This is a genomic window from Arthrobacter sp. SIMBA_036 (assembly GCF_046535135.1).
Taxonomy (GTDB): domain Bacteria; phylum Actinomycetota; class Actinomycetes; order Actinomycetales; family Micrococcaceae; genus Arthrobacter.
In genome coordinates, this window is sequence record NZ_JAWRXG010000007.1 from 21,574 (window position 1) to 46,820 (window position 25,247).

General features: G+C 62.0%; 20 protein-coding genes. 8 read left to right on the forward strand and 12 right to left on the reverse strand.

The window, feature by feature from the left end:
* Nucleotides 1–5: 5 nt before the first annotated feature.
* Entirely contained in the window at nucleotides 6–2,258 is a 2,253-nt protein-coding gene (gene treS / locus SB659_RS10825) for a maltose alpha-D-glucosyltransferase (protein ID WP_410550409.1), read from the reverse strand.
* Nucleotides 2,259–2,553: 295 nt separating this feature from the next.
* On the opposite strand from treS, the gene SB659_RS10830 reads away from it, so the two are divergent.
* The 5 genes from SB659_RS10830 to SB659_RS10850 all read left to right on the forward strand — a co-directional run bounded on the left by SB659_RS10830 (nucleotide 2,554) and on the right by SB659_RS10850 (nucleotide 7,034).
* Entirely contained in the window at nucleotides 2,554–2,700 is a 147-nt protein-coding gene (locus tag SB659_RS10830; protein WP_284976819.1) for a lmo0937 family membrane protein, read from the forward strand.
* 94 nt (nucleotides 2,701–2,794) lie between these two features.
* Nucleotides 2,795–3,784, forward strand: coding sequence for an NAD-dependent epimerase/dehydratase family protein (locus tag SB659_RS10835; protein WP_410550410.1), 990 nt, complete (start codon nucleotides 2,795–2,797; stop codon nucleotides 3,782–3,784).
* A 70-nt stretch (nucleotides 3,785–3,854) separates the two neighbouring features.
* Nucleotides 3,855–5,153, forward strand: a complete 1,299-nt coding sequence (locus SB659_RS10840) for an LssY C-terminal domain-containing protein (RefSeq protein ID WP_410550411.1) — start codon at nucleotides 3,855–3,857, stop codon at nucleotides 5,151–5,153.
* A gap of 422 nt (nucleotides 5,154–5,575) precedes the next feature.
* Nucleotides 5,576–6,739 (forward strand): WD40/YVTN/BNR-like repeat-containing protein, encoded by a 1,164-nt coding sequence (locus SB659_RS10845; protein WP_410550412.1) that lies wholly within the window; start codon nucleotides 5,576–5,578, stop codon nucleotides 6,737–6,739.
* Between the two features lie 7 nt (nucleotides 6,740–6,746).
* Nucleotides 6,747–7,034, forward strand: a complete 288-nt coding sequence (locus SB659_RS10850; RefSeq protein WP_284978663.1) for a MoaD/ThiS family protein — start codon at nucleotides 6,747–6,749, stop codon at nucleotides 7,032–7,034.
* Nucleotides 7,035–7,047: 13 nt separating this feature from the next.
* Here SB659_RS10850 and SB659_RS10855 read toward each other — a convergent pair whose 3' ends face one another.
* Nucleotides 7,048–7,296, reverse strand: a complete 249-nt coding sequence (locus SB659_RS10855; protein ID WP_284978664.1) for a hypothetical protein — start codon at nucleotides 7,294–7,296, stop codon at nucleotides 7,048–7,050.
* A 235-nt stretch (nucleotides 7,297–7,531) separates the two neighbouring features.
* On the opposite strand from SB659_RS10855, the gene SB659_RS10860 reads away from it, so the two are divergent.
* The gene (locus SB659_RS10860) at nucleotides 7,532–10,309 is read left to right on the forward strand and encodes an FG-GAP repeat domain-containing protein (RefSeq protein WP_410550413.1); all 2,778 of its coding nucleotides are present in this window, start codon (nucleotides 7,532–7,534) and stop codon (nucleotides 10,307–10,309) included.
* 231 nt (nucleotides 10,310–10,540) lie between these two features.
* Here SB659_RS10860 and bioB read toward each other — a convergent pair whose 3' ends face one another.
* The 9 genes from bioB to SB659_RS10905 form a co-directional block, all read right to left on the reverse strand.
* Nucleotides 10,541–11,575 carry a biotin synthase BioB gene (gene bioB / locus SB659_RS10865; RefSeq protein ID WP_410550414.1) on the reverse strand — a complete coding sequence of 345 codons (1,035 nt, stop codon included), beginning with the start codon at nucleotides 11,573–11,575 and terminating at the stop codon, nucleotides 10,541–10,543.
* A gap of 342 nt (nucleotides 11,576–11,917) precedes the next feature.
* Nucleotides 11,918–12,394, reverse strand: coding sequence for a hypothetical protein (locus SB659_RS10870; protein WP_410550415.1), 477 nt, complete (start codon nucleotides 12,392–12,394; stop codon nucleotides 11,918–11,920).
* A 289-nt stretch (nucleotides 12,395–12,683) separates the two neighbouring features.
* Entirely contained in the window at nucleotides 12,684–14,222 is a 1,539-nt protein-coding gene (locus SB659_RS10875; protein ID WP_410550416.1) for a glycoside hydrolase family 32 protein, read from the reverse strand.
* Nucleotides 14,215–15,189: a carbohydrate kinase family protein gene (locus SB659_RS10880; protein ID WP_410550417.1), complete on the reverse strand. Its 975-nt coding sequence runs from the start codon at nucleotides 15,187–15,189 to the stop codon at nucleotides 14,215–14,217. The genes SB659_RS10875 and SB659_RS10880 overlap by 8 nt, the downstream gene beginning before the upstream one ends.
* Nucleotides 15,190–15,239: 50 nt before the next feature.
* Entirely contained in the window at nucleotides 15,240–16,292 is a 1,053-nt protein-coding gene (locus tag SB659_RS10885; RefSeq protein ID WP_284978690.1) for a LacI family DNA-binding transcriptional regulator, read from the reverse strand.
* A gap of 68 nt (nucleotides 16,293–16,360) precedes the next feature.
* The gene (locus SB659_RS10890; RefSeq protein WP_410550418.1) at nucleotides 16,361–17,728 is read right to left on the reverse strand and encodes a NosD domain-containing protein; all 1,368 of its coding nucleotides are present in this window, start codon (nucleotides 17,726–17,728) and stop codon (nucleotides 16,361–16,363) included.
* A gap of 28 nt (nucleotides 17,729–17,756) precedes the next feature.
* Nucleotides 17,757–18,686 (reverse strand): carbohydrate ABC transporter permease, encoded by a 930-nt coding sequence (locus tag SB659_RS10895; protein WP_284978692.1) that lies wholly within the window; start codon nucleotides 18,684–18,686, stop codon nucleotides 17,757–17,759.
* The gene (locus tag SB659_RS10900; RefSeq protein ID WP_284978693.1) at nucleotides 18,686–19,573 is read right to left on the reverse strand and encodes a carbohydrate ABC transporter permease; all 888 of its coding nucleotides are present in this window, start codon (nucleotides 19,571–19,573) and stop codon (nucleotides 18,686–18,688) included. The genes SB659_RS10895 and SB659_RS10900 overlap by 1 nt, the downstream gene beginning before the upstream one ends.
* A 69-nt stretch (nucleotides 19,574–19,642) precedes the next feature.
* Nucleotides 19,643–20,923, reverse strand: a complete 1,281-nt coding sequence (locus SB659_RS10905; protein WP_284978694.1) for an extracellular solute-binding protein — start codon at nucleotides 20,921–20,923, stop codon at nucleotides 19,643–19,645.
* A 400-nt stretch (nucleotides 20,924–21,323) separates the two neighbouring features.
* Between SB659_RS10905 and SB659_RS10910 the strand changes: the two genes are divergently transcribed.
* Nucleotides 21,324–22,676: a NosD domain-containing protein gene (locus SB659_RS10910; RefSeq protein ID WP_410550419.1), complete on the forward strand. Its 1,353-nt coding sequence runs from the start codon at nucleotides 21,324–21,326 to the stop codon at nucleotides 22,674–22,676.
* A gap of 174 nt (nucleotides 22,677–22,850) precedes the next feature.
* Here SB659_RS10910 and SB659_RS10915 read toward each other — a convergent pair whose 3' ends face one another.
* Nucleotides 22,851–24,173 (reverse strand): MFS transporter, encoded by a 1,323-nt coding sequence (locus tag SB659_RS10915; protein WP_284978696.1) that lies wholly within the window; start codon nucleotides 24,171–24,173, stop codon nucleotides 22,851–22,853.
* A gap of 203 nt (nucleotides 24,174–24,376) precedes the next feature.
* Here SB659_RS10915 and SB659_RS10920 point away from each other — a divergent pair, with 203 nt between their 5' ends.
* A complete protein-coding gene (locus SB659_RS10920) occupies nucleotides 24,377–25,147 on the forward strand; it encodes an IclR family transcriptional regulator (RefSeq protein WP_284978697.1) in 771 nt (256 codons plus the stop codon).
* The last annotated feature ends 100 nt before the right edge of the window (nucleotides 25,148–25,247 follow it).

The window sequence follows — 25,247 nt, forward strand, 5'->3', positions numbered from 1 at the left end:
GCCCGTTACTCGGTGGGCTCGTCCTTCAGCAGCAGCGCTGTCCCTTGGAAAGCACGCAACTCAAGGAAGAAGCTGCAGAGATCGTCTACCTGGCCAACGTTTTCCCCGCTGAAGAGGTCGTGCACGCCGGCGCCCGGAACGAGATGCGATGACTGGATGCTGCCGGCAATGTCCTGGTCTGAGAAGTTCAGTACCGTGACCTGCAGGGCGCCGTCGGCAAGCTGGTTGACCATCACCAGCAAGCCGCGGTTGGAGACCTCCGGCACGTCCAGGAGTGTGCTGGTTGCGATCCCGGATTCCTCCCGGACCGTGAGGATTTGCTGCAACCGCCGGGCGTAGGAGGCCGGATCCTTGAGTTGCTCGGGCAGCGGTCCGTACAAACTGCGTGCACGCGGCATTCCCGCAAGGGAGGTTGTGGCGTCCGGGCTGGTGCCCATCAGGTCATGCGCTCCACGGTTGATCCAACGGGTATCGCCTTGGGAGGTGAGTTCCTTGACGGTTTCCCGGTCAAGGGCCGTGATCCCCGTGAGGTCCCATCCTGAGAGCGCAAATACGCCCGGCTGCAGCGCGTTGTACATGGACAGCAACACATGGGCGTCCAGCACCTGGGTTTCCTGCTCCGGGGTGATGGCGTTCGGGTCCTTGACCCCCAAAGCCGCCATGATGAAACTGACCGTGGTGCAGGCGATGCCGTTGGTGGTGAACACCGCGTTGTACGGGCCGTTTTCGCCAGTGAGGCGTTCCCGCAGTGTGTTCTGGACCTTTTCGGCCACTTCGGCGCCCGTCAGTTCCTCGCCGCCAAGCTCGAACACGTCGTCGCGGTGGCCCGCGGCAAAATGAAGGAGCTCGTAGGTGAGTTCGTCATGGTTTTGGAGCGCGTGGACCAGCGATGCCTGGTCTACGCCGATCTCCTTGGCGAGCTTCAGGGTCAGGCGCAGGAACTCGGTATCGCCGGTCACCAAGGCGTAGTGGTACGCAGGCCGGGTGATGAAATCGTAGGAGAGATCCGGACCGGATTCGGACTGCGTTTTGATGTCGTCGATGGTCAGGTTCAACTCCTGGAAGGAGAATCCGCCAACCTTGCGGATCATGGAGCCGATGAGCTGGTTGGCTGCCTCGGACAAGGGGTGGCCTTCGGACCAGCCCGGCTCCTCTTCCGCGCTCTTCTCGACGCCGAGGAACCCGTTGGCATCGAGCCGCAAGGCACCTGTTCCCAAATCAAGCAGCGAGTGCAGTGCATCGCCAACCACCAGACGCATCCCTGCGAAGGTTGGATCCAGCCAGTTGATGGACGGTTGGCCGGACTTGAAGTAGTGCAGGTAGACCCAGCGGCGCTTCTTGCCGGTGGTGTCCATGATCGCCCGGGTAGCGCTCCAGTTGGTTTCCTTGACGCCGGGTTCGTAGAAGATCACCCGCTGCAACCGCCCAATGATGTAGCCCGCTTGCTGCAGGGCTTTCTCGGCAGCGGGGCTGATGTTGACTGAATCCTGTCCTTCCGGAACTTCGGGCAATAAGTGCCAGTCCTCTTCCGGGATGTCCACCATGTGGTAGATGCCGGGGTAATCGCGGAAGTTCATTTCGGCCAGGCGGAAGTCGGCGCCCTTGCCGGTGTGACCGGGAACGATGTCGTCGATGACCGTTCCGCCGTGGTCGGCGGCGACCTCGCACATCTGCCTGAATTCCTCTTCGGTGCCGAAGGCAGGGTCAATGGCCATGCTGATCCGGTCGAAGTGCCCGTCCACACTGGGCGTTTGAGCCCAGCCCCGGATGCCGCCTGCCAGCTTCACCGGCCCGGTGTGCAACCCGCGGATGCCGATTTCCCGGAACGCCTCCCAGAGTTCCGGATCGCCCAACGCCGAGAGGAAGGACTGCCCTTGCTGGGTGATGAAGGAGAGGGGATAAGCAGTAAACCAGACGGGCGCACGCTCCACAGCGGCCCTTGGATTCGGGCGGGCGTACGAGTTCTGCCACATGCTCGCTTGCCCGGATAGCTGCCGGGCCATGGTGTTGGCGTCACCGAGCATTGACTGATTGCGGAGCCAGTCCACGTAGGTGGAGTTCAGTCCGTCAAACTCAAGTGACGGTCGAGCGGCAAAGAACTGCCGACGTCGGGCAATGGGCCTTAGCGCTTTGGGCCGGGCAGGGTAGAACTGCTCGTCGAAGGTGATCTCTGCTGGTTCGGTAGCCGTTTCCTCTGGCGCCTCTTCTGGATCCGCGCTCGTCCCTGACACGTTCTCGTTGACTACAGGCTCCCGCACAGTTTTTCTCCTTTATGTGGTCGCCGCGTCAACGCCGACCGTCCGAGGGGTCGTTCAAGAGGTCACGTACCCGGGCTGGCCCGGACTATTCATGCTAGTCGGCGCGACTGCCCGTTTGTCGAACCCGCGGAGAAGAAGTAGGTCCGTCGGCAGCTTGGTACGCCCTGCTGGGCACCGAATACATCGCTCCAGAGAAAAAACGTTGCTAAGGGTGCTTGCCTTTTGTGTAGCTTCTGTGAATATGTAGGGAGCGAAGACGCATTTTCGTCAGCGCCACGATAATAAGGAGACTCACATGTTGCTTTGGATAGCCATCATCATCGCCGTTCTTTGGCTGCTCGGCCTGCTCGCCAACATTGGTGGCGGACTCATTCACATCCTCTTGGTTATCGCCGTGATCGTGCTGATCGTCCACTTTGTCCGTGGTAGGTCCCGCGTCTAGGTCTTGAGCCAATGACGGACGGGCTGGCCACTTCACTACGGGTTGGTCAGCCCGTCTCCGGCCACGCCGCCCATCCCCCGGGAGATCGCAACCCATGAAAATCGTCGTGGTCGGCGGAAGCGGACACATTGGATCGTTCCTCGTCCCCCGGCTGGTACGTGCCGGTCACGAGGTCACCAACCTCAGCCGCGGTAGCACCAGCCCCTATACGGACGCTCCCGTGTGGCGGCAAGTTCGCCAAATCCCGCTCGACCGCGCCCAAGAGGACCGGGACGGCACCTTCGGCGACCGTGTCGCGGAGTTGCAGCCCGACGTCGTGGTCGACCTCGTGTGTTTTACCCTGCAATCGGCCACCATGCTGGTCAACCGCCTCCGGGGCGACGTGGGACACCTCCTCCACTGCGGGTCCATCTGGCGCTACGGCGCAAGCCTCAAACTGCCCATCGCAGAAGCGGCCGATTCCGCCGCTGAGCCGCACGACGAATACGGCATCCAGAAGCGCGCCATCGCGCAAATGCTTAAGCAAGAGACGGCGTCCGGCGGACTTGTCACCACGTCGCTGCATCCTGGCCATATCGTGGGGCCGGGATGGCAACCGATCGGACCCTTGGGAAACCTGGACCCCTCAGTCTGGCTGACGATCTCCGCCGGGTCACCGCTGCAGGTGCCCGGCAGCGGTGTGGAACTCATGCACCATGTGCACGCCGACGACGTCGCACAGGCTTTCGAGAAAGCGATCGGGAAAGCGGAGGCAGCTGCCGGGGAGGACTTCAACATCGTCGCCCCCACAGCACTCACCGTTCGCGGTTACGTCGGGATCGCGGCCTCATGGTTTGGCCAAACCCCACAACTTGCGCCGGTCAGCTGGGACGAATTCCGCGAACAGACCACGCCCGAGTTCGCCGATTCCAGCTGGGCCCATCTGTCCCGCAACCATTATTTGACTATTGAGAAAGCCAAGACTCTCCTTGGCTATGAGCCCCGGTACCAGCCGGAAGAAGCAGTGCACGAATCTGTCCGTTGGCTCATCGACAACAGCAAGCTCGAGGTAGCAAACCCACTGCGTGGGTACGCCGCCCCTTAAGCCGCTCTGGGCAGCGCCATGTACAACAAACACCCAAACCCCGAAGCTTGAAGAAAGCAAAGGGGGTTTCATGTACAAAGCGCCGAGCCGGGACGTTACTGACAGCTGGCTGGACCATGGATTCTTTGTCCTTGGCGGCGCGGCTTCTGTATGGCTGGCGTTTCTCCTGGTTGGCGAGAGCTTCCACCTGGGCTGGGGCCGGTTGTGGTTTTCCTTCGTGTTCTGGGCATTCCTGGCCTACTTGCTGCTACCACGGCTACATCGGATCCTGACCAGCATCTATGTCCCTGGCTACTTCATCGGCCGTGCGCGCACCAGCGACGGATTGTTGGGCGACCCCGTCAATGTGGCGCTCCTGGGGACCGAACCGCAAATCCACACGATCATGGACTCCGCAGGCTGGACCAAAGCCGACGACGTTACGCTGGCCAGCAGCGGGCGCATCGTCAGTTCCACCATCCTGCGGCGGAGCTACACCGAGGCACCGGTCAGCCCCCTGTACCTCTTTGACCGTCAGCAGGACTTCGCGTACCAGCAAGAGGTCAACAACACCCCGGGTAAGCGACACCACGTGCGTTTCTGGCGCTGCCCGGACGGGTGGCTCCTGCCCGGTGGCCACAAAGTTGATTGGCTCGCCGCCGGAACGTACGATCGCAGCGTCGGCCTCTCCCTCTTCACGCTCCAGATCACGCACAAGATCGAGCGAAACACGGACGTGGAACGGGACCACATCGTCCGCACCGTCTCCCAAGCCAACCCGGACGTACTGGTTCAGGTCATTGAGGACTTCTCCACCGGCTACCACTCCCGCAACGGAGGCGGCGACTCGATCTCCACGGACGGTGACCTGCCCATCATCGACGCCCGACGCGTGCCGGTTTCCACAGAGCACGCACCAATCGCCACTGACAGCCGCGACAGGCGCCCCGCGCCCACCATGATGGGAGCCGCGCTGGTCGCCGGCAGGGCCATAGCGGCCTTCGGACTGGTCATGGCCCTACTGACAGGGAGCGATGTCACCTTCGATAACCTCACCGACCCGGGAATGACGACGGCGGTTCTCGCCGTCGTCGTCGCTGTGGTCCTGCTCTTCGGACTAGGGGAGGTGTTCCTGGCATGGCGCGTCTTTTTGGGCAGCAACGGTGCCCGGGTCATCGCAATGACCCTTAGCTCCGCTTCCATCCTGCTGCAGGCTGTTGACTACTCCACAGGTACCACGCATATCTCGCTGGAAGCGGGCCTGGCCGGCCTAGCCACGGACATCCTCGTGCTCCTGGCTCTATCCAGCCAAAGAGCCAGGATTTTCGCGAAACGCCAGCGCGTCCCGGCTGTTCCGGCGTCGGTAGTTTCCCGGCGCGTGGCGTCCTGACCTGCTTTTCGCAACGCCCCGGCTGGACTCAGCGGGCAGAACTTCCCGATACCAAACCCTTAAACCAAAAAGCTCCGGAGTGCGTTATTGGGGGATACGCACTCCGGAGCAGCCTTTGAGCAGGCGCTTTCGCGGTCCTGCAGTAACCACTCTACGGGCCCCCGGACGGCATTGCCACCACCTCGAATTACTACTTTCGCTTTAGTTTCCCGTGGCGTTTCCGGCGGTGCCCGGGGTTGAATAATTTCCCCTGATCGTATTAAAGTCTTGCTACCGAAACGGCATGGGCCATGTAGCCCGGAGAGGAGGAGCGCATCACCGCTGACCAATCCAAGCAACACCGTCCATATCCGTCGAAAGCCCCTCCTGAGGGGCTTTCCCTATGTCCGTAACCGTTGCCAGAGCCCCGCGCAGATGGTTCCATGGGGTTCATGGCTACCCCTGAGAGTTATGTCCTCGCGATCGGGACCAAGAAAGGCCTGTGGCTTGCAACAAGCCCGGACCGCAAAGACTGGTCCCTCTCCGGCCCGCACTTCCTGATGAGCGAGATTCCCAGCATCGGAATCGACACGCGGGACGGCAAAACCCGGATCATGGTGGGCGTTCGGTCCGAGCACTGGGGGCCAACCGTCGCCCATTCGGATGACCTCGGCGCCTCCTGGACTGAACCGGAGCACGGCGCCATCACCTTTCCAGAGGGCACCGACGCCGCACTGGAACGCATATGGCAGATCTACCCCGATGCGGAGTCCCGGCCGGGCGTGGTCTGGGCAGGCTGTGAGCCAATCTCCGTGTGGAAGTCGACCGACGGCGGCGAGCACTTCGAGTTGAACCGGGGACTGTGGGACCACCCCCACCGCAGCGAGTGGGGTGCCGGCTATGGTGGTGCCGCTGCGCACTCGATCGTGGTGAGCCCTTCCGGCGAGAACGTCCACATTGCCATGAGTACCGGTGGCGTGTACCGGTCGCTCGACGGCGGCGCCTCCTGGGAGCCGCGCAACAAAGGCATCTCGGCCTACTTCATGCCTGATCCGCAACCCGAGTTCGGCCAGTGCGTCCACAAGATCGCCGCAGATGCCGCCGTCGAGGGTCGCTTGTACGCGCAGAACCATCACGGCGTGTACCGGACCGATGACAACGGCGAGAACTGGGATTCCATCGCGGAGGGGCTGCCTGCCGATTTCGGTTTCGTCATGCTGACCCACCCGCGCAGGGAGGGCACCGCGTGGGTCATTCCGCTGAAGGCCGACGGCGAACGCATACCGCCGGGCGGAGTCCTGGCCGTCCACCGGACGGACGACGCCGGCAGCACGTGGAAAGAGCTCCGAACAGGCCTTCCCGAGCGCGAGTACAACGCGGTTCTCAGGGATGCCGCAGCCGTGGATACCGCCGAGCCTGTCGGCGTCTACTTCGGCACCCGCGGTGGGGCTGTCTATGCAAGCGCGGACGAGGGCGAGACCTTTACTGAAGTCGCAGCACACTTGCCGGACGTGCTGTGCGTCCGCGCCGCCGTCGTGGTCGGAGACCGCAGCGGTTCCGCCGTGGATGGTGCAGAAACCCGGGCCGCCGCTCCGGTACCGGGGTAGCGGGGTCGTGGCTGACTTCACGGTCCTGTTGCCCGGGGTGCTGCAACCGCTCGTCGGCGGACAGTCCTACCTGACTGCGTCCGCCGATGGCGTGGTAACTGTCGGGGCGTTGCTGGATTCGGTGACCGGGGATTACCCGGTGCTGGCCAGGCGCTTGCGTGATGAGACCGGCGCGCTACGCCGTTACGTGAATATATACGTGAACGGAGATGAAGTCCGGCGGTTGAAGGGCCTTGGTACTGAGGTGGCTCCTGGCCAAGAGATCCTGATCATGCAGTCCGTGGCCGGAGGCTGAGCTGGGGCGGGTGTTAGGCGGCGTTGTGGTTGACCCGCCAGACGCTGCATTCATCGGTATTGATGGCCTTCCGCATCCCGGATGCATGGTCCATAATCCAGATGACGCCGATTCCCGGGGCCGTCTCCTGGACCCGTCCGCGGCGGACCACCACGTCATCGTAGGCCGGACCCACCGATAGGCGGGCCTCGATTTCGTCGCCGCGGTGCAGTTGGCTGATAGCGCGTATGCGTGTTTTTTGGGTAGTGACTTCCTTCAGCATGAGGTCCTCCTGGCTGGAGCCGGCGCCCGTACTTGCGGGCAATTCCAGTGTGGCGCGGCATTGTTGCCGCCGTATTTCCGCTGGGTTAGGGTCTAGTTAGCTTTCCGCGATGCCGGGATTACGACGTCGGCAGGCTGGCCCGCGCGCTTACCCGGGGACCGGCAGCAGCGGTTGTACCCTGATCTCGGTTCTTGAGACTCACAGGAACCGCTGACTCCGTCCCAGAGGAGATCCGATGGATCTTTTGCGGCGATCAACCGCGCTCTCCGCAGGCCTGGCGGTCTTTGCCGCAGGCCTTCTCTTTGTCCAGGCCCCGGCAACTGCCGTTCCTTTGCCGGGCCCGACCAATCCCAATGTTAAATTCTTCCCGGGCACCCCCCACTCCGAGCATGTCTTCGAAACCCCGCTCGGGCAGGCCCAACCGCTGCAGCAGCAGACCTCCCCCATGAAGTCTGCTCCGCTCAGCAGCGCTGCCCCCTCGGGACCAAGCGCTGCCCCCTTGGGGCAAGGCGGCGCAGCAGCCGGCCCCAACGGCGTCATCAGCATCCGCCTGGTGACTGCGAAGCTTGCGGACAACACCAACCCGGTCTCCATGCCCGATGCCGAAAAGGTGGTTGCTTCCACCAGCCGCTACTGGCAGGCCATGACGAACAACCGGCTGTCCATGACCGTCACCAGTGAAGTCCCGGAATTCCAATCCAAGGCCAGGTCCACGGACAGCTACGGGACCATCATATCCACGATTTCCAGTGAACTTTCCTGGTCCTCCAGCCCGTATTCGGCCATGGCCATCATCATCCCCACCTCAACGCTTTCGGGTGGTGCGCTCGGCGCCGGCTACAGCAGCGGCAGCTACAGCGGGCGGGTTTTGCTGCCGCAGATCAGCAACTTCAGCAACAACGTGATGTCCCACGAATTCGGCCACGTCATTGGCCTCATGCACGCTGACGCCCTCCAGTGTGGAAGCGGAGCGCCGGACGTCGGCACGGACAGCAACGGACAGTTCACTGATCCTTCGTGCTACATCCGTGAATACGGAGACACCACCGACCTTATGGGCGCAGCACAGTACGCGCAGCCCGTGGTCAGCTCCACTTTTTGGGATTACGCCGGGCTGGGCCGGGGTGATGAAATTCGCGACGTCGGTGTGGCCACAGGCTCGCAGACCTACACCCTGACGCCGTGGGGCGGTACAGCTGCGCAGCGGGCCGTTAAGTTCACGGACCCCGTCAGCAAGGAGGCCTACTACCTGGAGCTCCGGGAGCCCGCCGGGTATGACGACTACCTCCGGTATGGCCCTTCCGGGAACATGGGTGTGAAGGTTGCCCAGCGCGGTGGTGCCACGATCGCGTCGTCGTTGATCCTGATGCCATCCACCAAGCCCTTCCCTGAACAGTGGTACGCCAAGAACCAGACGTGGCAGGCCGGGAGCACGTTCACCACTTATACGGGCACGCAGGTGACCATCAACTCGGTCAGCGCCACCTCCGCCAGCGTCACCATCAACGCCGACCCGAAACTGAAGGCCAGGATGCGGTTCTCCGCAGGCGACTTCAACGGAGACAAGCTCCCTGACGTCATCTCCCGTGAAACCGACGGGTCGCTGCTGCTCTTTGCGGGGCTCCCCGGCAACCGGCTCGCCGATCCCGTCCAAATCGGCTCCGGATGGGGCATCTTCAACACCGTGTTCGGCACGTCCGACTTCGACGGCGACGGATTCCCGGACATCCTTGCCCGCGCCAGCAACGGCGCTCTCTGGCTGTACCCGGGTGATGGCAAGGGCGGCTTCCTGGCAGCCCGCCAAGTGGGATCCGGGTGGCAAGGCTTCACCAATATCGTTGGGGTGGGCGATTTCAACGGCGATGGTCACAGCGATGTGGTCGCGTCCGCCGTCGACGGAACTCTTTGGCTGTATCCGGGCGATGGAACCGGTGGGTTCCTGGCTGCCTCGCAGATCGGTCAGGGCTGGGATGTCTTCAAGAGCCTCGCTGCGGCCGGTTCGTTCGGTGGCGGCACGGCGGGCTTGCTCGCCACGGCAACCGACGGCACCCTCTATGTCTACCCCGGCGACGGTAAGGGTGGCTTCTTGCCGCGTGCCGGCGTCGGCAGTGGTTGGGCCGGAGTGGGCGACCTCGTGAGCGGCCAGGACTTCACCGGCGACCAGGTCACCGACGTGCTGACAGCATCCTCGACCGGAACCATGCGACTGTACCCAGGCAACGGAAGCGGTTTCGCCGACCGGCTGCCCATCGGCAGCGGGTGGAACCAGTTCGCGCAGGTCTGGGAAGCAGGCGACTTCAACGGCGACGGCGTCGCGGACGTCTTGGCCCGTGGCACCGACGGCGCCCTGTGGCTCTATCGGGGCAACGGGTCCGGGAGCTTCCTGCCGCCGCTCAAGATCGGATCGGGTTGGGACATGTTCACGGCGGTGCTGAGCGCGGGTGACTTCGATGGCGACGGGCATCCTGACCTCGCAGCGAGGGACGCGCAGGGAAACCTGTGGCTGTACCCGAGCGACGGTAAGGGTAACTTCCTTGCCCGAAAGCAGATCGGCACTGGTTGGCAGAATTTCACGGCCTTGTTGGCTCCGGGCGACTTTTCCGGTGATGGCAAGGCCGACATCGTGGGCCGTGCCCCGGACGGGAGCCTGTGGCTCTACCCCGGCAACGGCACGGGAGGATTCCAACCCTGGCGTCAGATCGGCACGGGCTGGAACATGTTCAACTCGGTGGTCCAGGGCGGCGACTTCAACGGCGACGGCAAGGAAGACGTCATGGCCCGCGGAACGGACGGCTCGCTCTGGCTGTACCCGGGTGATGGCAATGGCGGTTTCCTGTCCAAGGTTTCCTTGGGCTCCGGATGGAACATGTTCACCTCCTTCACCGCCCTCGGAAACGCGTTCACCGGCACGGGAGCGCCGTCGGTGGTGGGCGTAGCCGGGGACAGTACGTTGCTCCTCTACACGGGGAACGGTTCCGGACGTTTCCAGCCGGTGGTGCTCGCGCCGCGGTAGCTTGGCGTGCCCGTCAAGGTGCAAGCACTCCGTGACGTGAGCATTCCGCCGCCCATCCTGTCGGTGTCACCTGGACTTTCATGCGGCGCCGGCAGGCGGTACAGTAGCGCGGCGGCTCCATTGCCAGGCGTTCGCCGCAGCGGCCGTGAACGTCCGACGTCGGGCCGGAGCCGCCGTCGAACGGCTCGCCGCAGTGCCCGCAAAACCCGTCGGTGCCTGTCGAAACCCCGTTCATAGCGTCTTCTGGAGTTCCTTAATCGGCATGTTCAAATCCACCAGCAGGTTGAGGTCGGCGGTGGCGGGCCGGCCAAGCGTGGTGAGGTAGTTGCCGACGATGACTGCGTTGATGCCCCCGAGGAGTCCCTCGCGAGTGCCAAGATCGCCGAGGGTCAGTTCGCGTCCGCCGGCATAGCGCAACACGGTTCGGGGCATGGCGAGACGGAACGCGGCGATGGCACGGAGTGCATCCTTGCCGTCCATGATGCCCTGGTTTTCGAGCGGGGTTCCGGGGCGCGGGTTGAGGAAGTTCAAGGGAACCTCGTGGGGGTCCAGTGCCGCGAGCTGGGCGGCGAGTTCGGCGCGCTGCTCCAAGCTCTCGCCCATGCCGATGAGGGCTCCGCAGCACAGCTCCATGCCGGCCTCCTTGACCAGGTTGCAGGTTTCGAGGCGCTCCTCGTAGCTGTGGGTGGTGACCACTTCCGGGAAGTAGCTGCGCGCAGTCTCAAGGTTGTGGTTGTAGCGGTGGACGCCCCAGCTGGCCAGCTGGTCCACCTGCCGCTGCGTGAGCATGCCCAGCGAGCAAGCGATATTGATGTCCACTTCCTCGTTGATCCGGTCGATTGCGAACTTGATCTGGTTCATGAGCTTGATATCGGGACCACGGACGGCGGCAACAATGCAAAACTCGGTGGCTCCTGTGGCTGCGGTTTCCTTGGCGGCCTTGACCAGTCCCGGGATATCCAGCCACACGCCGCGGACTGGACTGTCGAAAAGGCCGGACTGGCTGCAAAAATGACAGTCCTCGGGGCAGCCGCCGGTCTTGATGGAGATGATGCCCTCGACTTCGACATCCTCACCGCAGTGCTTTAGACGCACCTCGTGGGCCAATTGCAGGGCGGCGGGAAGGGCAGTGTCAGGCAGACGGAGGACGTCCTCGAGCTGTTCTTGGGTCAGGCCGATACCTTTTTCAAGGACCTGCTGGCGGGCGGCCACCAAGATTTTGTCGCTTGCTTCATCGCTTGTTGCAACTGTTGCCTGAGTCGTCATTTATTGTCCTTCGCGCTTGCCGGCGGCAGAAATGCCTCGTAGCAGACGATAGTTTTTAGACAACGAGAGAATTTTGTTGGATGCCTACAATACTGGGCGCCAGCGCCTTGGTAGGCGTTGCTCAACATGCAGGCCTGGATTCACAGGCACCAATAGCGGTGTACGCCAACCAGGTGAGCCGGGGCGTGCTTCTGATCTGCCTTTCGAACCGTCAACGATCGTCGCGGTCACCCCACACCCCGCACGCGACCTGCGCCTTTTCTTGACGGATGAAAATCTATATCGGCCGCGTCGGGCGCAACCATTCGGGAATTCCTGCCTCGTGTTCCTGGGCGCCACTTGCTATATGGAGTGCGATGACCTCTTGCCGAGAGCCACCAGGATCATCCAGAGAGCCAAGGCGGCAGCGCCGACGAGTATGAGGACACCGCTCACCTCGGCCATGGCAGACGCCGGCTCGTGGCGTCTCCACGCGAACCAGGAGACGCCCATGAAGCCAAGCCAATAAATCAGGAACGAAAAACCCAAGAGCGGCATGGCTGGTGCGGCTTCACTCAATCCCTTGAGGTCGCTGCGCCTGAAGAGATTCAGAATCTTCCCGTAGTCGGGGGCGGGAGCGGTCAGGGAGTTCACCGCGAAGATGAGACCGAGTATGACTGACGCCCCGAGCCCGAAAGCTAGCAGGCCGAGGCGCCCTGACGGGGGAGCCATCGCGGACAGAACCGCGGAGGCGCTGCTGGATAGCACATCTGTGATGATCACACCCAGGAAGGTCAGGTTGGCCGCGGCGCAGACGCCGACGGCGACCCGCCCGATCACCGGAGTTGCCCGACGTCTGACTCTGAGTCCCCCATGGCTGAAAGTGTAGGCCTCTGCACCGGTAGAGGATCCCCTTGCGGGCTACCGATGCGCCAAATAGCGCTGTAAAAAGACCGCCATTTACCGCTGAAAATCCTCGTCATTCCGCGGAATTGGAATTCCCGTAAGACCCGCCCGCAAAACTGCCCGGTGAAGGTACCCTAAACGCTCCACTCGAAGGCATGCTCATTGGATATGCCCGTGTGTCTAGCGTCCCGTCCCCGCGGCCGCACGGGGCAGGACCCAGTGCTCAGGACAACGCCGCGATGGTCAGTTTCCGAACCAAGGCCGTCCCGCCGTCGGCCGCTCGCAGTTGGGCACCCACGCTTCCGGCCACGGGGAACACCAAGTCAGTCAAAACAACCCTGCCGCCTTGGGCGAACACCTCCACCGAGCAGCGGTCGACGACGATCCGTAGCGTCAGCACGCCGTCGTCGAGCTTCACCGGTGCAGACTCAGCGGACGCGAACTTCGTGTGGAAGGAGGAATATCCGGAGCTTTGGCGATCCAGCGTGAGCAGGCTCGTCCCAGCGTCGAAGCTGAGGACCGTTCCGGTGCTCCCATCCGATGCGGCCAAGAGCCTGAACGCCACTGTGCCAGCCGTTCCGGGAACGATCTCCGCCTCGATCAGCTGAGCGGACCCGGGCTCTGCGTCGGGCAGTTGGATCGGGGAGTCCCCGAGCTCCACATTTTCGACGTCGAGGGTCGGCTTCCCGGCGTTGACCGGCAGTACCGGGCGCTGGACCAAGCGCGGTAAGCCGTCCACCGTGGCGAGCTGCACTTCACGGGCAAGCGACATTCCGGACCGCCACGGAGACGTGGGCAGCGAATTGGCATAGTCCCAGTTGTTCATCCATCCGATCATGATGCGGCGGTTCCCCGGGACATTGCTGAACGAAACGGCCGCGTAGTAGTCGCGCCCCCAATCCAGCCACAGGCAGTTTTCCAGGTCCGGAGCTCCGCCTGCACCCGCTGGGACGAGTGAATCAGGATCTGGCGTGAAACGCACTCCATCGAATTCGCCGACGAAGTACTGACCTCCCGATCCGCCGGCCACCGCGCCCGGGTTGATATTGACCACCAGGACCCACTTGACACTGTCCGGGTTTCCATCGAGCGGGAGGGGGAAGAGGTCGGGGCATTCCCATTCACCTCCTGCGGCATTTGAGGGCCCGAAGGTGCTCAGATATTCCCAGTCCTTGAGGTTGGCCGAGCGGTACAGCACAACCTGCTGATGCTGGGCCTCCACCGCCACCATGACCCAGTAAGAGCCTGCCGCCCCCTCGAAGCGGAACACCTTGGGGTCCCTGAAATGGGCCGAGCCCCGGGCAAGAACCGGGTTGCCCTGGTATTTGCTCCACGTCATCCCGCCGTCCGTGGAGAACGCGAGGGACTGGGCTTGTGTCCCTTCATACGCGGACCCTTTCTTGAACGCGCTCGTGTAGATGGCCACCAGCGCGGGGTGTTCCACGGTGCCGAAACCGGACGTGTTGCCATGATCCACCACGATGCTGCCGGAAAAGATGTCCTCTTCCTCATCGCAAGCGATGGCCACGGGTTGTTCGGTCCAGTGCACAAGGTCGGCTGACGTGGCATGGCCCCAGGACATGTTGCCCCAGACGTTGGCAAAGGGGTTGCTTTGGTAAAAGAGGTGGTAGAGGCCTTGGTACCACACGAGTCCGTTTGGGTCGTTCAACCACGTCTTCTCGGCTGTGTAGTGCAGAACTGGCCTAAAATCCTGGGTCGCGGTTTCGGCAGGGCTGGCAGGGCGGGAGGTTGTGTCAGTCATCGGAGTTCTTTCGGGAAACCGCGGCAAGGTCCAGGGATTGGTTGAGTTCCTCCAGGGATTGGTTCAGCTCGGTCCGCGTTGGCGGCTCCGCTCCATGCCGGCCCACCGTGATGGCCGCAGCCAAGGACGCCGCCGTGCCCAAGCGGGAGAGCTTGTCATAACCAAAGTCCCTCTCGGGGTCCACAAGGAGGCCCGCGATGAGCGAGGACATGTAGGCATCGCCGGCGCCGACGGTATCCTTGACCACCACTTGGGCTGCCGGAACGTCGATCTGTGCGGTTCTCGAACGCAGGTGGGATCCGGCCGCACCGTCGGTAATGACGGCCAGTTCCGCCCCGAGCTCGAGGACTCGCCGTCCGACGTCGTGACAAGACTTCTGACGGTAGAGCCACCCGGCATCTTCCGCGCTGAGCTTTACCACCGTGGACAGGGCCACTAGGCGTTCGAAGGTCTTGAGCGTTTCAGCGTGGTCCTGGAGGAGAGTGGGGCGGATGTTGGGGTCGTACGTGATCAGGCAGCGTCCCGCGAACAGTTCAAGCAAGGACCGCACGCTGCTTGCCCCGGGCTCCACGAACGAGGCCAGCGACCCGGTGTGCAGCACCTTTGGGAGGAAAGTAGGAGCGATGTGGGGGAGGCTCCACTCGAGGTCGAATTCGTATTCTGCGGAACCGTCGCTGCCTAGGGACGCTTGTGCAGTTGATGTGCGGCGAAGGTGTTCGGATCCCGGAAGCAACTGCACACCGGCTGCCTTCAGGTGCCGCTGGATGCTCTTACTGTGTTCGTCCCTGCCCAGCGCCGTGAGAAATGCCGTGCCGACACCTAAACGGCCCAGTCCGAAGGCGACGTTCATCCCGGAACCGCCCGGAAAGCCAACCAGACCACCGGCCATGTGGATGATGTCGATGATCGATTCGCCGACGACGACGACGTCTGGTTCGGGGCACGGGAAAACTGAGGTGCTGTGCATGTTGGGGTCCTTGAAAAATTGGGCGCGTTCGTTGCTGAACGGACTCGAGGTCAGGTGTTGGCGCGTGCCGGTGATGCTACAGAATCACGAACAACCATGGGGCAGGGAAGAACGGTGGGATGCGCCGCGAACAATTGGAGGTCGGTCTTTCCTTCGATTGCGTCGATCAGGTTCTCGGTTGCCCACGCGCCCATCTCGTAGTGGGGCAGGGCAACGGTTGTCAGGGCAGGGTAGAGGCTTTCGGCGATGAGCTGCTGGTTGTCGAAACCGACGATTGAAATGTCGTCCGGAATTTTCAGGCCAAGTTCCCCGGCGGCCCTGTACGCGCCCATGGCCATCCGGTCGTTGTAGCAGAACACGGCGGTGGGGCGGTCTTGTCCTTTCAGCAAGCGCAGGGCAGCCTGATACCCGCCAGATACTTCCGAGGGCTCGGACTGGACCAGTTCTTCGTGGAAAGGCAGTCCGGCGTCGGACAGCGTTTCCATGAATGCCTTGAGCCGGGAGTGGGTTGCCGGCACGTCGTCGGTGTTGTTGACCATGCCTATCCGGGTATGACCGGCGTCGATCAGGGTTTGGACGGCCGACCTTGCGCCGCCCAATTCGTCCGGGATAACGGATGAAACAGTCTGGCTGATGTCCTCGGAGTCCACGAGTACGGCCGGGAGTCCGGCCAGGTTCTTGGGAACGGCCAGCTTTCGGTGGTACATGGTGGCATAAAGGATGCCGTCCACTTGCCGGTCCAGCAGGTCCGCCACCTGGCCTTCCTTGGATGCTTGGGAACCGGTGCTGGTGGAGTTGATGATCATGATGCGGTAGCCACGCCTCCGAGCCGTCTCCTCTGCTCCGAGGATGATCCTGCCCGCATGCGGGGTAGTGGCGATCTCCTCGCTGATGAACCCGATCATTCCCGAGCGCTGCGTCCGCAATGCTTGGGCGAGACGGTTGGGTCCGTAACCCAACCGTTGAGCCGCTTCGTGGACGCGCTCCCTTGTTTCTGCGCCAACGCGTGCGTAGGCGACGTCATTAAGGACGTGGGAGACGGTGGTGACAGAGACGCCGGCAGCCGCTGCCACATCCTTGATACCGACTGATCTACTGGTCATTTCTTCTCCCACGTCCTCATGGTGCTGATCTTATGTTCGGCTGCTTCATTTTCTTAGGCCGGAGCCGTTTAGCTGGTTACAGGTGCACGAGTCGCACGGAAAGCGGTCGTTGGCAGGGCCCTGACGGCATTGACGCTTCGGTCCGCGATCACCTGTGCTTCGCTGCCCGAATCAAGGATTGTGTTGTTGGCCGATTCGGGATCGACCAGGACGGCCGTCACGGTCAAACCATCCGAGGCGTTGGTGGTCAGCAATGCGTCAACTTGGGCTTCGAAAGCGGAGCCCCCCGAAGTAGCCCGGATGTCCTTCCCGACCACGTGGTTGCTGGCAACATAGTTGCCGTCCCCCACCTTCAGCCGGATGATGACCGGCGTCGCCCCTTCCGGTCGGATGCCTTGGGAGTCGACGATCTCGGAAAAGTGGTTGCCGATCAGAGAGTTATTACTGCCGCTGATGCACAGAAGCCCGGCGAGGTCGTCCAGGCCGTTGTCTACCCCGAAGAAGGGTGTCCAGGGCTCGTGGTCACGCAGGAAGTGGTTCGTGGCCACCAGGTTTTCAGAGCTGTCCGCTTCGAAAATGACCATGCCGGGGTAGAACGAATGCAAACGGTTATTGGTGATGCTTGAACGCGTAACGCCTGAGAAGTGGATGCTGCTCGCACCACGGGGGAAGAGGTTGTTCGCGGTAATAAGGAGCCCGCCGTGGTTCTCGGCGTAGATCGTGTGACCTTTAAAGCCGGCTCCGAGGAGATTGTCGGTGATCTTTGATGCCTGTCCCCAGCCCCGCAACTCGATGCAGCTCCCGCATTCAGCGATGAAGTTGTCATGTATGGAAAGTGCATCCGCGTTGTAGATGGTGACAGCGTTTTCTAGGTAGACAAACCCCATTCCGGTGACACGGAAAGAGTCGTTGGCACTGGCGATATAGATGCCGGTCTTGCCGTTGACGTAGGTGTTTTCGGGCTCCATTGCCGAGCCGTCAGGGGCGAAATGCAGCCCGTCGATGCAGAAGTTGGAGAATTCGACCGAACTGATCCGCGGGCTACCCGTCCGCTCAACGTAGAAGGCGGCTCCCTTGGATTCCTCGATGTCCCCGGCGAGGGGAAGGTCGACCATGATGCGGCTTCCTCCCGGCCACAACTCGTGCAAGCCGGCCCATTCGTCCTCGGGAACGTTGAAGCGGATGCTGGATGACGTAAAGCCGTGCCCGGAGCCATGAATCTTGAGGAAGCTGACGTCGATGACCACCTGCGTGCGGAGCCGGTAGTCTCCGGGCGGAACGTAGATGACTGCACCAGGTTTTCCACCATCGTCCACATTTGTGGCAGATTGCCGGGCTTTGATGTCGGCGATAATGCTGTTCATTACCTCGCCGATGTCCTCGGATGGGTTGCCGACGGGCCACGTTGTCACGTCGTAATAGTTGTTGCTTGGCATAGCTTCTCCCCTCTGTTTGGTTAGTTTGTCAGCCCTTGACGGCGCCGAGCGTCATACCCGCGACGATCTTGCGCTGCAACAGAAGCGTCAGGAGGATGACCGGGATCGAGTAGATGGCGGCCAGGGCCGTCATGGAACCCCAGTCCAGGCCGAACTGCGTCTGGAAGTTGGCGATGACGACGGGGGTGGTTTGGGATCGGACCGCGGTCATGAGCAATGCGAAGAGGAACTCGTTCCACGAGGCGAGGAAGGCGAAGATCGCCGTGACAGCGATGCCCCCGGAGACTACCGGGATGACCACGCGCCACAGGGCCCCGAGCCTGCTGCAGCCGTCCACAGTGGCTGCCTCCTCAAGATCCTTGGGCACCGACTCGAAGAAGCTGGACATCAGCCAGATGGACAGCGGCAGCGAGATGGTGGTGTGGGCGATCGAGAGCGCAATGGGTGTGTCGGAGAGACCCACCGAGGCCATCATGGACGCGAGCGGAATGCCAATTGCTACCGGTGGCACCATGCGGGTCACCAACGCGGCCATGATGAAGACCCGTCCGCTGGCGGTTTTGTAGCGGGTGATGCCGTATGCGGCCGGCACGGCCAGAACCAAGGACAACAACGTACTGATAACAGCGGTCTGGATGCTGTTGATGAACGACGCCAGTACCCCGCCGCGCCCTAAGGCATTGGCGTAATTATCCAACGTCCATTCCTTGGGAAGAATGGTTGGGGGGACGGCAATCGTATCGATCGGCGTCTTGAATGATGTGAGGAGCAGGTACAGGAACGGGAACCCGTAAAGGATCAGGGATGCAGCGAGGAGAACCCACAAGATGGTCCTTGTGCTGCGCCTCCCGGCTTCGAGTCCTTCCCTGTTGACGCCGCGGCGTCGCCTGGTCCTCGCGGAGGCAGGTTGCTTTGTGTCTTTCAGCGCCGGGACTGCTTGGACTGGTGCGGTGCTCATCAGGTGTCCTTTCCTGGGCGCCAAATCGTGGCTACGGCAACGAGGGCGATGGCAAGCATAGCCAACAGGTAGATCGTGCCCATGGCACTTGCCAGGCCGGGGTCGCCAAAGCGGATCATGGTCCGATAAATCAGCAGGCTCATGGTTTCGGAAGCGGATTGCGGACCACCGTTGGTCTGAATGAGGATCGTGTCAAAAGCCCTCGCGGCGTCGATGCCACGGACCACCAGCGCGACGGCGATAACGGGACGCAGGAGCGGGAGGATGATGCGGAAAAGCAGCGACGGAGCGCGGGCGCCGTCGAGCCTTGCCGCCTCGATCAGGTCTCCGGGTATGTTCTGCAGCCCCGCGAACAGCACCAGGCACATGAATGAGGTGGTTAGCCAGATGTCCGGGATTGCAACGGAAAACAAAACGATGTCGGGGTTGGACAACCATCCGATTTGGTTCGGATTTTGCAGGATCCCCACTTGCGTCAGCATCGTTCCCAGCAAACCGAAGTTGTCGATCATGAGGAACTTCCACAGCAGACCGGCCACGATCGGGGCAATCATCAGCGGATAGAGGAACATGGTCCGCCAGACTTGGGACTTGGTGCCAAGCGTGGTGAACAGGAGGGCCATGCCCAAACCGAGCGCGAACTCGAGGGTCACTACCATCACGGTGTAGGCGAGCGTTCGCCATCCGGCACCCATGAAGGCCTCGGAAGTGAAAGCAGCGACGTAGTTGTCAAAACCGACGAAGCTGCGTGGACCCCCAACGACCGGGGAGATCTTAAAGAAGCTGTCCGTAACCAACCGGAACAGCGGGTAGGCAACGAAGACTGCGAGGAACAGGGCCGCGGGAGTCATCAGGTAGAGGGCGAAGCGGCGATCAGGAATGCGCACGGGATTCTCTTCCGCTGGTTGGGTCCGCGGCCGGCAAAGCTTAGGCCGATGCCGGCCGCGGAGTCTTACTTACTTAAGGAGGGCTTGGACCTTGGACTTCGCGTCCGCGAGCAGGGCGGAGCTGTCTCCGCCAGCCACAGCCTTCTGGAGCATCGGAACCAGCACGGTATCCACGATCTGCTGCCATTTTGCCGTTGCGGGACGAGTGGCCGTAGCGGGGGCGTTAAGTGTTTCGATGAGCGGTTTGAAACTCTCGTAACCGGGCTGGTCTTGATACTTCTGGAAGGCGGAGATACGTGCTGCCAGGCCGAGGCTTGACTGGATGGCCAGATCGTTGTGGTCGAAGGCGCACTTGACGAACTTCTTGGCTGCATCAGCATTCTTGGTTGCCTTGGGCACCGAGAGGTACCAAGGGCCAGGAACGCCGGCCACACCAGCAGAACCACCGATCATCGGTGCTGTGCCAACCTTGCCGTAGACAGGGGAGTCCTTCGGGATCTGCCGGTACGCGTGAGCCCAGAACTGGGTCATGGCTGTCTTGCCCTGGTTGAAGAGATTCTGGGCGGCTGCCCAGTCCACCTGGGCGGCGCCGGCGGGAGCATCTTTGACAAGGCTGGTGTAGAAATCAAGGGCCTGTTTGTGGGCCGCATTATCAATGACAACGTTGTTGTTGCTGTCCAGGACCATGGGGGAGCCGGCCTGTAGGACGTGGGCAAGGAACTCCGTTTCCACGCCACCCTTGACGTCCGTGCCGTACATCCCGTCCTTCGTGAAGAAGGCGGAGATGTCCTGGTACTGCTGCCAAGTCTTGGGTGCTGCCAAGTCATAGCCGTACTTGGCCTTGAAGTCGGCCTTGTTCTTGGGGTCCTCAAAGAGATCCTTGCGGTAGAGGACGATCTCGGCATTGGTCCACGCCGGCATCCCAATGAAGTGCCCATCAACGTTGGCTTCTTTGACCAGGGCCGGGAAGATGTCCTTTTTGGCTTCATCGGTGAAGAGCTCGTCGATGGGTTGAAGCGAATCTTTGAAGCTCGGCAGCCAGACGGAGTCCAGGGCGGCAACGTCGAACGAGACGCTGCCCGAAGAGAATTCGCTGGACAAGCGGTTGAAAAGGCCGTCGTACGGAAGCTCCACGAAGTTCACGTTGACTCCCGTGTCCTTCTTGCACTGATCGGCGATGGGCTGCAGTTCCGCATGCCCGCCTGCCTCGACGAGGACGTTGATGGAGCTGCTGCCGGAAGGCCCCGACGGGGCGGGACCACCTGCGCCGCATGCGGAGGCAGCTAAGACCACAGCAGCGGAAAGGCCGCCAACAGCGGCAAGCCTGGAGATCTTTGTTCGAGAGGACATCGCTGTCGACTCCCTTTCTCTGAGGGAACGGAACGGAAGAAGGGGTGATAGTGAGGGTGATGAAAAACCGGGATGAAAAACCGTTTTGCCAAAACGACTTGTCATCACAGTAGGCTGGGTCCTTGGGCGGTGTCAAGAGTCACACCCGCGATCCGCGCCCGACGTCGTCGTGCAGCTACTGGGCCTGGCCGGGGCAGCGACGGACCTCTTGGCTTGCGAGGCTGCTGGCGGCCCAACGTGCCAAAACGGGACTCGAAAATTTTTTCGTTGACAGGCTACCTGAGCGGCTCCTATCGTCATCCGTGGCTAGCTAAAACGTTTTGTCTTTGCGAAGCTTCCTGCCCGGAACCAAGCCGTTCCGGATGTCTGGGGAGCGCCCCCCAATAAAAAGGAGTACCTGATGGTATTTGGCAAGAGTCTTGAGTCGAGCGCGCCAACCCGCCGCTCGCTGGTTGGTGCCGGCGCTGTGGGGACCTTAGCTGCCGCGCTGTCCCTTGGCGGAGCACAAGCGGCAAACGCTGCCGACAACCCGCAGGGCAAACCCTTCACTTCACCAAATACGTACGATGTGACGGTGTGGAGCGTCAAGGGCCGTCCCGATGTGACCGCCCAGTCCGACATCGGCGCAGTCATCAACGACATCATTGCTGACATCAAAAGGCGCCAGGCCACTCCGGACGCCCGTCCCGGGGCGGCAATCATTATCCCTCCGGGCGACTACGATCTGGTGACCCAGGTGGTGGTAGACGTTAGTTATCTAACCATTGCGGGATTCGGGCATGGATTCTTTTCACGAAGCATCCTCGACAGTTCGAACCCTACGGGATGGCAGAACCTTCAGCCCGGTGGCAGCCACATCCGGGTCCTTACTTCTCCGGGCGCCCCGCAAGCATTCCTCGTGAAGCGGGGAGGTGACCCGCGACTGTCCGGGATTGTGTTCCGGGACTTCTGCCTGGACGGCGTCGCGTTCACCCCCGACAAGAACAGCTATCGCAATAGCAAGACTGGAATCGAGGTTGCGTCCGACAACGATTCGTTCCACATCACGGGGATGGGCTTTGTGTACCTCGAACATGCCCTGATCGTGCGCGGCGCCGACGCGCTCCGCGTCAACGACAATATGATCGCCGAATGTGGAAATTGCGTTGAGCTCACGGGGGCGGGGCAGGCGACAATTGTCAGCGGAAACCACATGGGAGCAGGGCCCGACGGAGTCACGCTGCTGGCCGAAAATCACGAGGGTCTTCTCGTCACGGGAAATAACCTCTTCCCCCGCGGCCGCAGCCTCATCGAATTAACGGGATGCAACCGATGCTCCGTTGCATCGAACAGGCTCCAGGGCTTCTATCCCGGGATGCTCCGGATGCTCAACGGCTGCAAAGAGAACCTCATCACGGCCAACCATCTTCGCCGGACCGCGGAAGGCTACCCACCCTTCATCGGGCGGGGGAACGGATTGGATGATCTTTACGGCGTTATGCACGTGGTGGGAGACAACAACCTGGTCTCGGATAACCTGTTTGCCTACGATGTCCCGCCCGCCAAAATCCTTCCGATTGGTGCCCAGCCCACGCAGATACTCGTCGCCGGCGGGGACGGCAATGTGGTTGCACTGAACCATGTTGTCAGCGATGTGGCATCACAGCATGTTGTCCTTGACGGATCGACCACGCACTCCAAAGTGCTGGACAGCGGCGATGCTTCGCAGGTCACGTCGTACAGCAAGGACGCGGCAATCCGCCCGACTCCCTGACGCCACACTCCTTCCAGTTGCCTTAACCCGCGCACTCAGAACTCGCACCACTAAGGGCAGCGGAAAGCCCGGTCTGCCAGGGGCATGCCGGGCTTTCCGCGTGCTGCGGGTCAGTAATCGGGGAGGGGTGCGGCCTCCGCTGATGGATTGCGGGTGGGCTGGCCGGCAGTGGTGCTAAGCCCGCAAGCCGAGTTCCGAGGTGGGGATCTTTGCCGATTCGCGGGCCGTTAAGGCGGCGACCGCGGCGATGACGCAGACGATGCCCGAGAAGACCGAGACCGCAACCCAGCCCCCAGGTTTGGTGCCGCCGACGGCAGAGACGATAGTGGGCGCGAAGCCCGCGGCCAGGAAGCCCAGTTGAGTCCCGATGGCCAAGCCCGAGAAGCGGACTTTGGTGCTGAACATCTCCCCGTAGAAGGACGGCCAGACGGCGTTTGCAGCAGCGTAGCCGAAGGAGAAGTATGCAACGGCCGCGAGGAACATCAGCGGCGTGGATCCGGAGTCGAAGGACAGGAAGAAGAAGGGCGTCAGGATGGCGCTGGAAAGAGCGCCGTAAATAAACACCGGCTTCCTGCCGATTTTGTCGGCGAGCATACCGAACAGCGGCTGCGTTCCCAGTGCGACGACGTTGGCCACCACCACCAGCCACAGGGTAATAGTGCTGTTCACGTGGGAAACGTCCTGGGCATATTTAATGGCGAGCGTTCCAAAGACCGTACTGATGGCGGCGATGAAAGCACAGCAGACAACACGGAGGACATCCCGCCAGTGGTGCTTGAGCAGGTCGGCGATAGGCAGCTTGGAGATCTGGTTGTTCTTCCGTGCCTCGGCGAATGCCGGCGGCTCGTGCAGTGTCCGGCGAATGAAGTACGCGACCACCACTACTGCGGCACTGAGCCAGAATGGGATCCGCCAGCCGATTCCGTACTTGATGTCGTCAGGAAGTGCGACCACGGGGATGAACACCAAGGCTGCCAGGATCTGGCCCCCTTGAGTTCCGGTCAGTGTCCAGGAGGTGAAGAAGGAACGACGGTTGTCCGGGGCGTGCTCCAGGGTCATCGACGACGCGCCGGCTTGCTCTCCGGCCGCCGAGAAACCTTGGCAAAGGCGGGCCAGCACCAGCAGGATCGGGGCGCCCCAGCCGATGTTCTTGAAGTCCGGCAGGCAACCAATCACGAACGTTGAGGCGCCCATCAGGACCAGGGTGAACATGAGGACCTTTTGGCGCCCGATCCGATCCCCGAAGTGGCCCAGGAAAGCGGCGCCGATAGGCCGGGCAAGGTAGGCGAAGCCAAAGGTGGCGAAGGACATGACCGCGGCATTGGCGTCGGCGGACGGGAAAAACACGTGCGGGAAAATCAGTGCCGCGGCTGAGCCGAAGATGAAGAAGTCGTAATACTCGACGGCGCTGCCCAGGAAGCTGGCGAGGGCTGCTTTCTTGGGCGTTCCGGTGGTTTCTGTAATGCCTGGCGTCGCTGACGGCATTGTTTGGCGCATGGGAGGTTCCTTCTGTGACGACGATGTCGCTGATCTGTCTTCTGCGGAGTCTCACGCCGAGTGCGGCCTGTCGATCCCGAGCAAGTAACCGCATGGTGGAAGTTACTTGTGCAATACAGCAATAGTGACTGTGAGAGCGGTCACCTGTCAAGAGATGTCCCCACTATCTAGAAATAGCTCTCACTATGTGGGAGCATCAATACATGAGTGTGAAAGACGACACAAAAACAGACATGGTTGGAAAGGCGCTGAGCCTGCTCGTACTGCTGGGGGACGAGCCCCGGGGCGCCAGCGCCGCCGACTTGGCCAGGAGTGCGGGCCTTCCCTTCAGCACCACGTACCGCTTGCTGGGCTCCCTGACGCGCGACGGCTTTGTCGATTATGAACCCGATGGCCGCCGCTATCACTTGGGTTTGCGCGTGTTCCAACTGGGGCAGCGGGTGTCGAATCATCACGGCTTTGCCGCAACTGCATTGCCGGTCCTGCAGCGGGTCACGGAGCGCACCCAAGAGGCCACCATCCTCTCCGTGCGCGACGGGAACCATCACCTGACGGTCAACAAGGTGGACGGACCGAAGACGTTCCGGGTAACGAGCGATCCGGGGCACTTGGGCGCGCTGCATACGACGTCGGTGGGTAAGGCAATCGTGGCTTTCGAGGAAGAAATAGAACGGAAACGCTTGCTGGAGGAACTGCCCCTTGAGCCGTTAACGGAGCGCTCCATCACTGACAGGGATGCTTTCCGGGCGGAGATCGACCAGGTTCGGCGCCAAGGCTACGCGGTGATGGACGAGGAAAACGAGATCGGTATGCGGGCTGTCGCCGTCCCGGTGCTCAATGGCCAAGGCCATGCTTTCGCCTCGCTTGCCACCGCCGTCCCCGTCTTCCGCATGACCATGGAGGAGCTCCTTGCCTTCGTGCCCACCTTGCAGGAGGCTGCGGCTGAACTTTCGGCACGCCTGCCCCAGCGCTAACCCCTTGCGAGGCCCGCTCTGCTGGGTAATTGAACCCGGGAGCGTGTAGAGCGGGCCCCGCAACGCTACGTTTGTTCGCAATAAGAACTTGCGTGCGGAG

Bases quoted from the DNA above. Each gene is read 5' to 3' on its own strand.
- SB659_RS10895 (WP_284978692.1), bottom strand. From the start codon at position 18,686: ATGAGCACCGCACCAGTCCAAGCAGTCCCGGCGCTGAAAGACACAAAG.
- SB659_RS10830 (WP_284976819.1), top strand. From the start codon at position 2,554: ATGTTGCTTTGGATAGCCATCATCATCGCCGTTCTTTGGCTGCTCGGC.
- SB659_RS10885 (WP_284978690.1), bottom strand. From the start codon at position 16,292: ATGACCAGTAGATCAGTCGGTATCAAGGATGTGGCAGCGGCTGCCGGC.
- SB659_RS10880 (WP_410550417.1), bottom strand. From the start codon at position 15,189: ATGCACAGCACCTCAGTTTTCCCGTGCCCCGAACCAGACGTCGTCGTC.
- SB659_RS10890 (WP_410550418.1), bottom strand. From the start codon at position 17,728: ATGCCAAGCAACAACTATTACGACGTGACAACGTGGCCCGTCGGCAAC.
- SB659_RS10905 (WP_284978694.1), bottom strand. From the start codon at position 20,923: ATGTCCTCTCGAACAAAGATCTCCAGGCTTGCCGCTGTTGGCGGCCTT.
- SB659_RS10920 (WP_284978697.1), top strand. From the start codon at position 24,377: ATGAGTGTGAAAGACGACACAAAAACAGACATGGTTGGAAAGGCGCTG.
- SB659_RS10835 (WP_410550410.1), top strand. From the start codon at position 2,795: ATGAAAATCGTCGTGGTCGGCGGAAGCGGACACATTGGATCGTTCCTC.
- SB659_RS10860 (WP_410550413.1), top strand. From the start codon at position 7,532: ATGGATCTTTTGCGGCGATCAACCGCGCTCTCCGCAGGCCTGGCGGTC.
- SB659_RS10855 (WP_284978664.1), bottom strand. From the start codon at position 7,296: ATGCTGAAGGAAGTCACTACCCAAAAAACACGCATACGCGCTATCAGC.
- SB659_RS10910 (WP_410550419.1), top strand. From the start codon at position 21,324: ATGGTATTTGGCAAGAGTCTTGAGTCGAGCGCGCCAACCCGCCGCTCG.
- SB659_RS10845 (WP_410550412.1), top strand. From the start codon at position 5,576: ATGGGGTTCATGGCTACCCCTGAGAGTTATGTCCTCGCGATCGGGACC.
- SB659_RS10840 (WP_410550411.1), top strand. From the start codon at position 3,855: ATGTACAAAGCGCCGAGCCGGGACGTTACTGACAGCTGGCTGGACCAT.
- SB659_RS10875 (WP_410550416.1), bottom strand. From the start codon at position 14,222: ATGACTGACACAACCTCCCGCCCTGCCAGCCCTGCCGAAACCGCGACC.
- SB659_RS10915 (WP_284978696.1), bottom strand. From the start codon at position 24,173: ATGCGCCAAACAATGCCGTCAGCGACGCCAGGCATTACAGAAACCACC.
- bioB (WP_410550414.1), bottom strand. From the start codon at position 11,575: ATGACGACTCAGGCAACAGTTGCAACAAGCGATGAAGCAAGCGACAAA.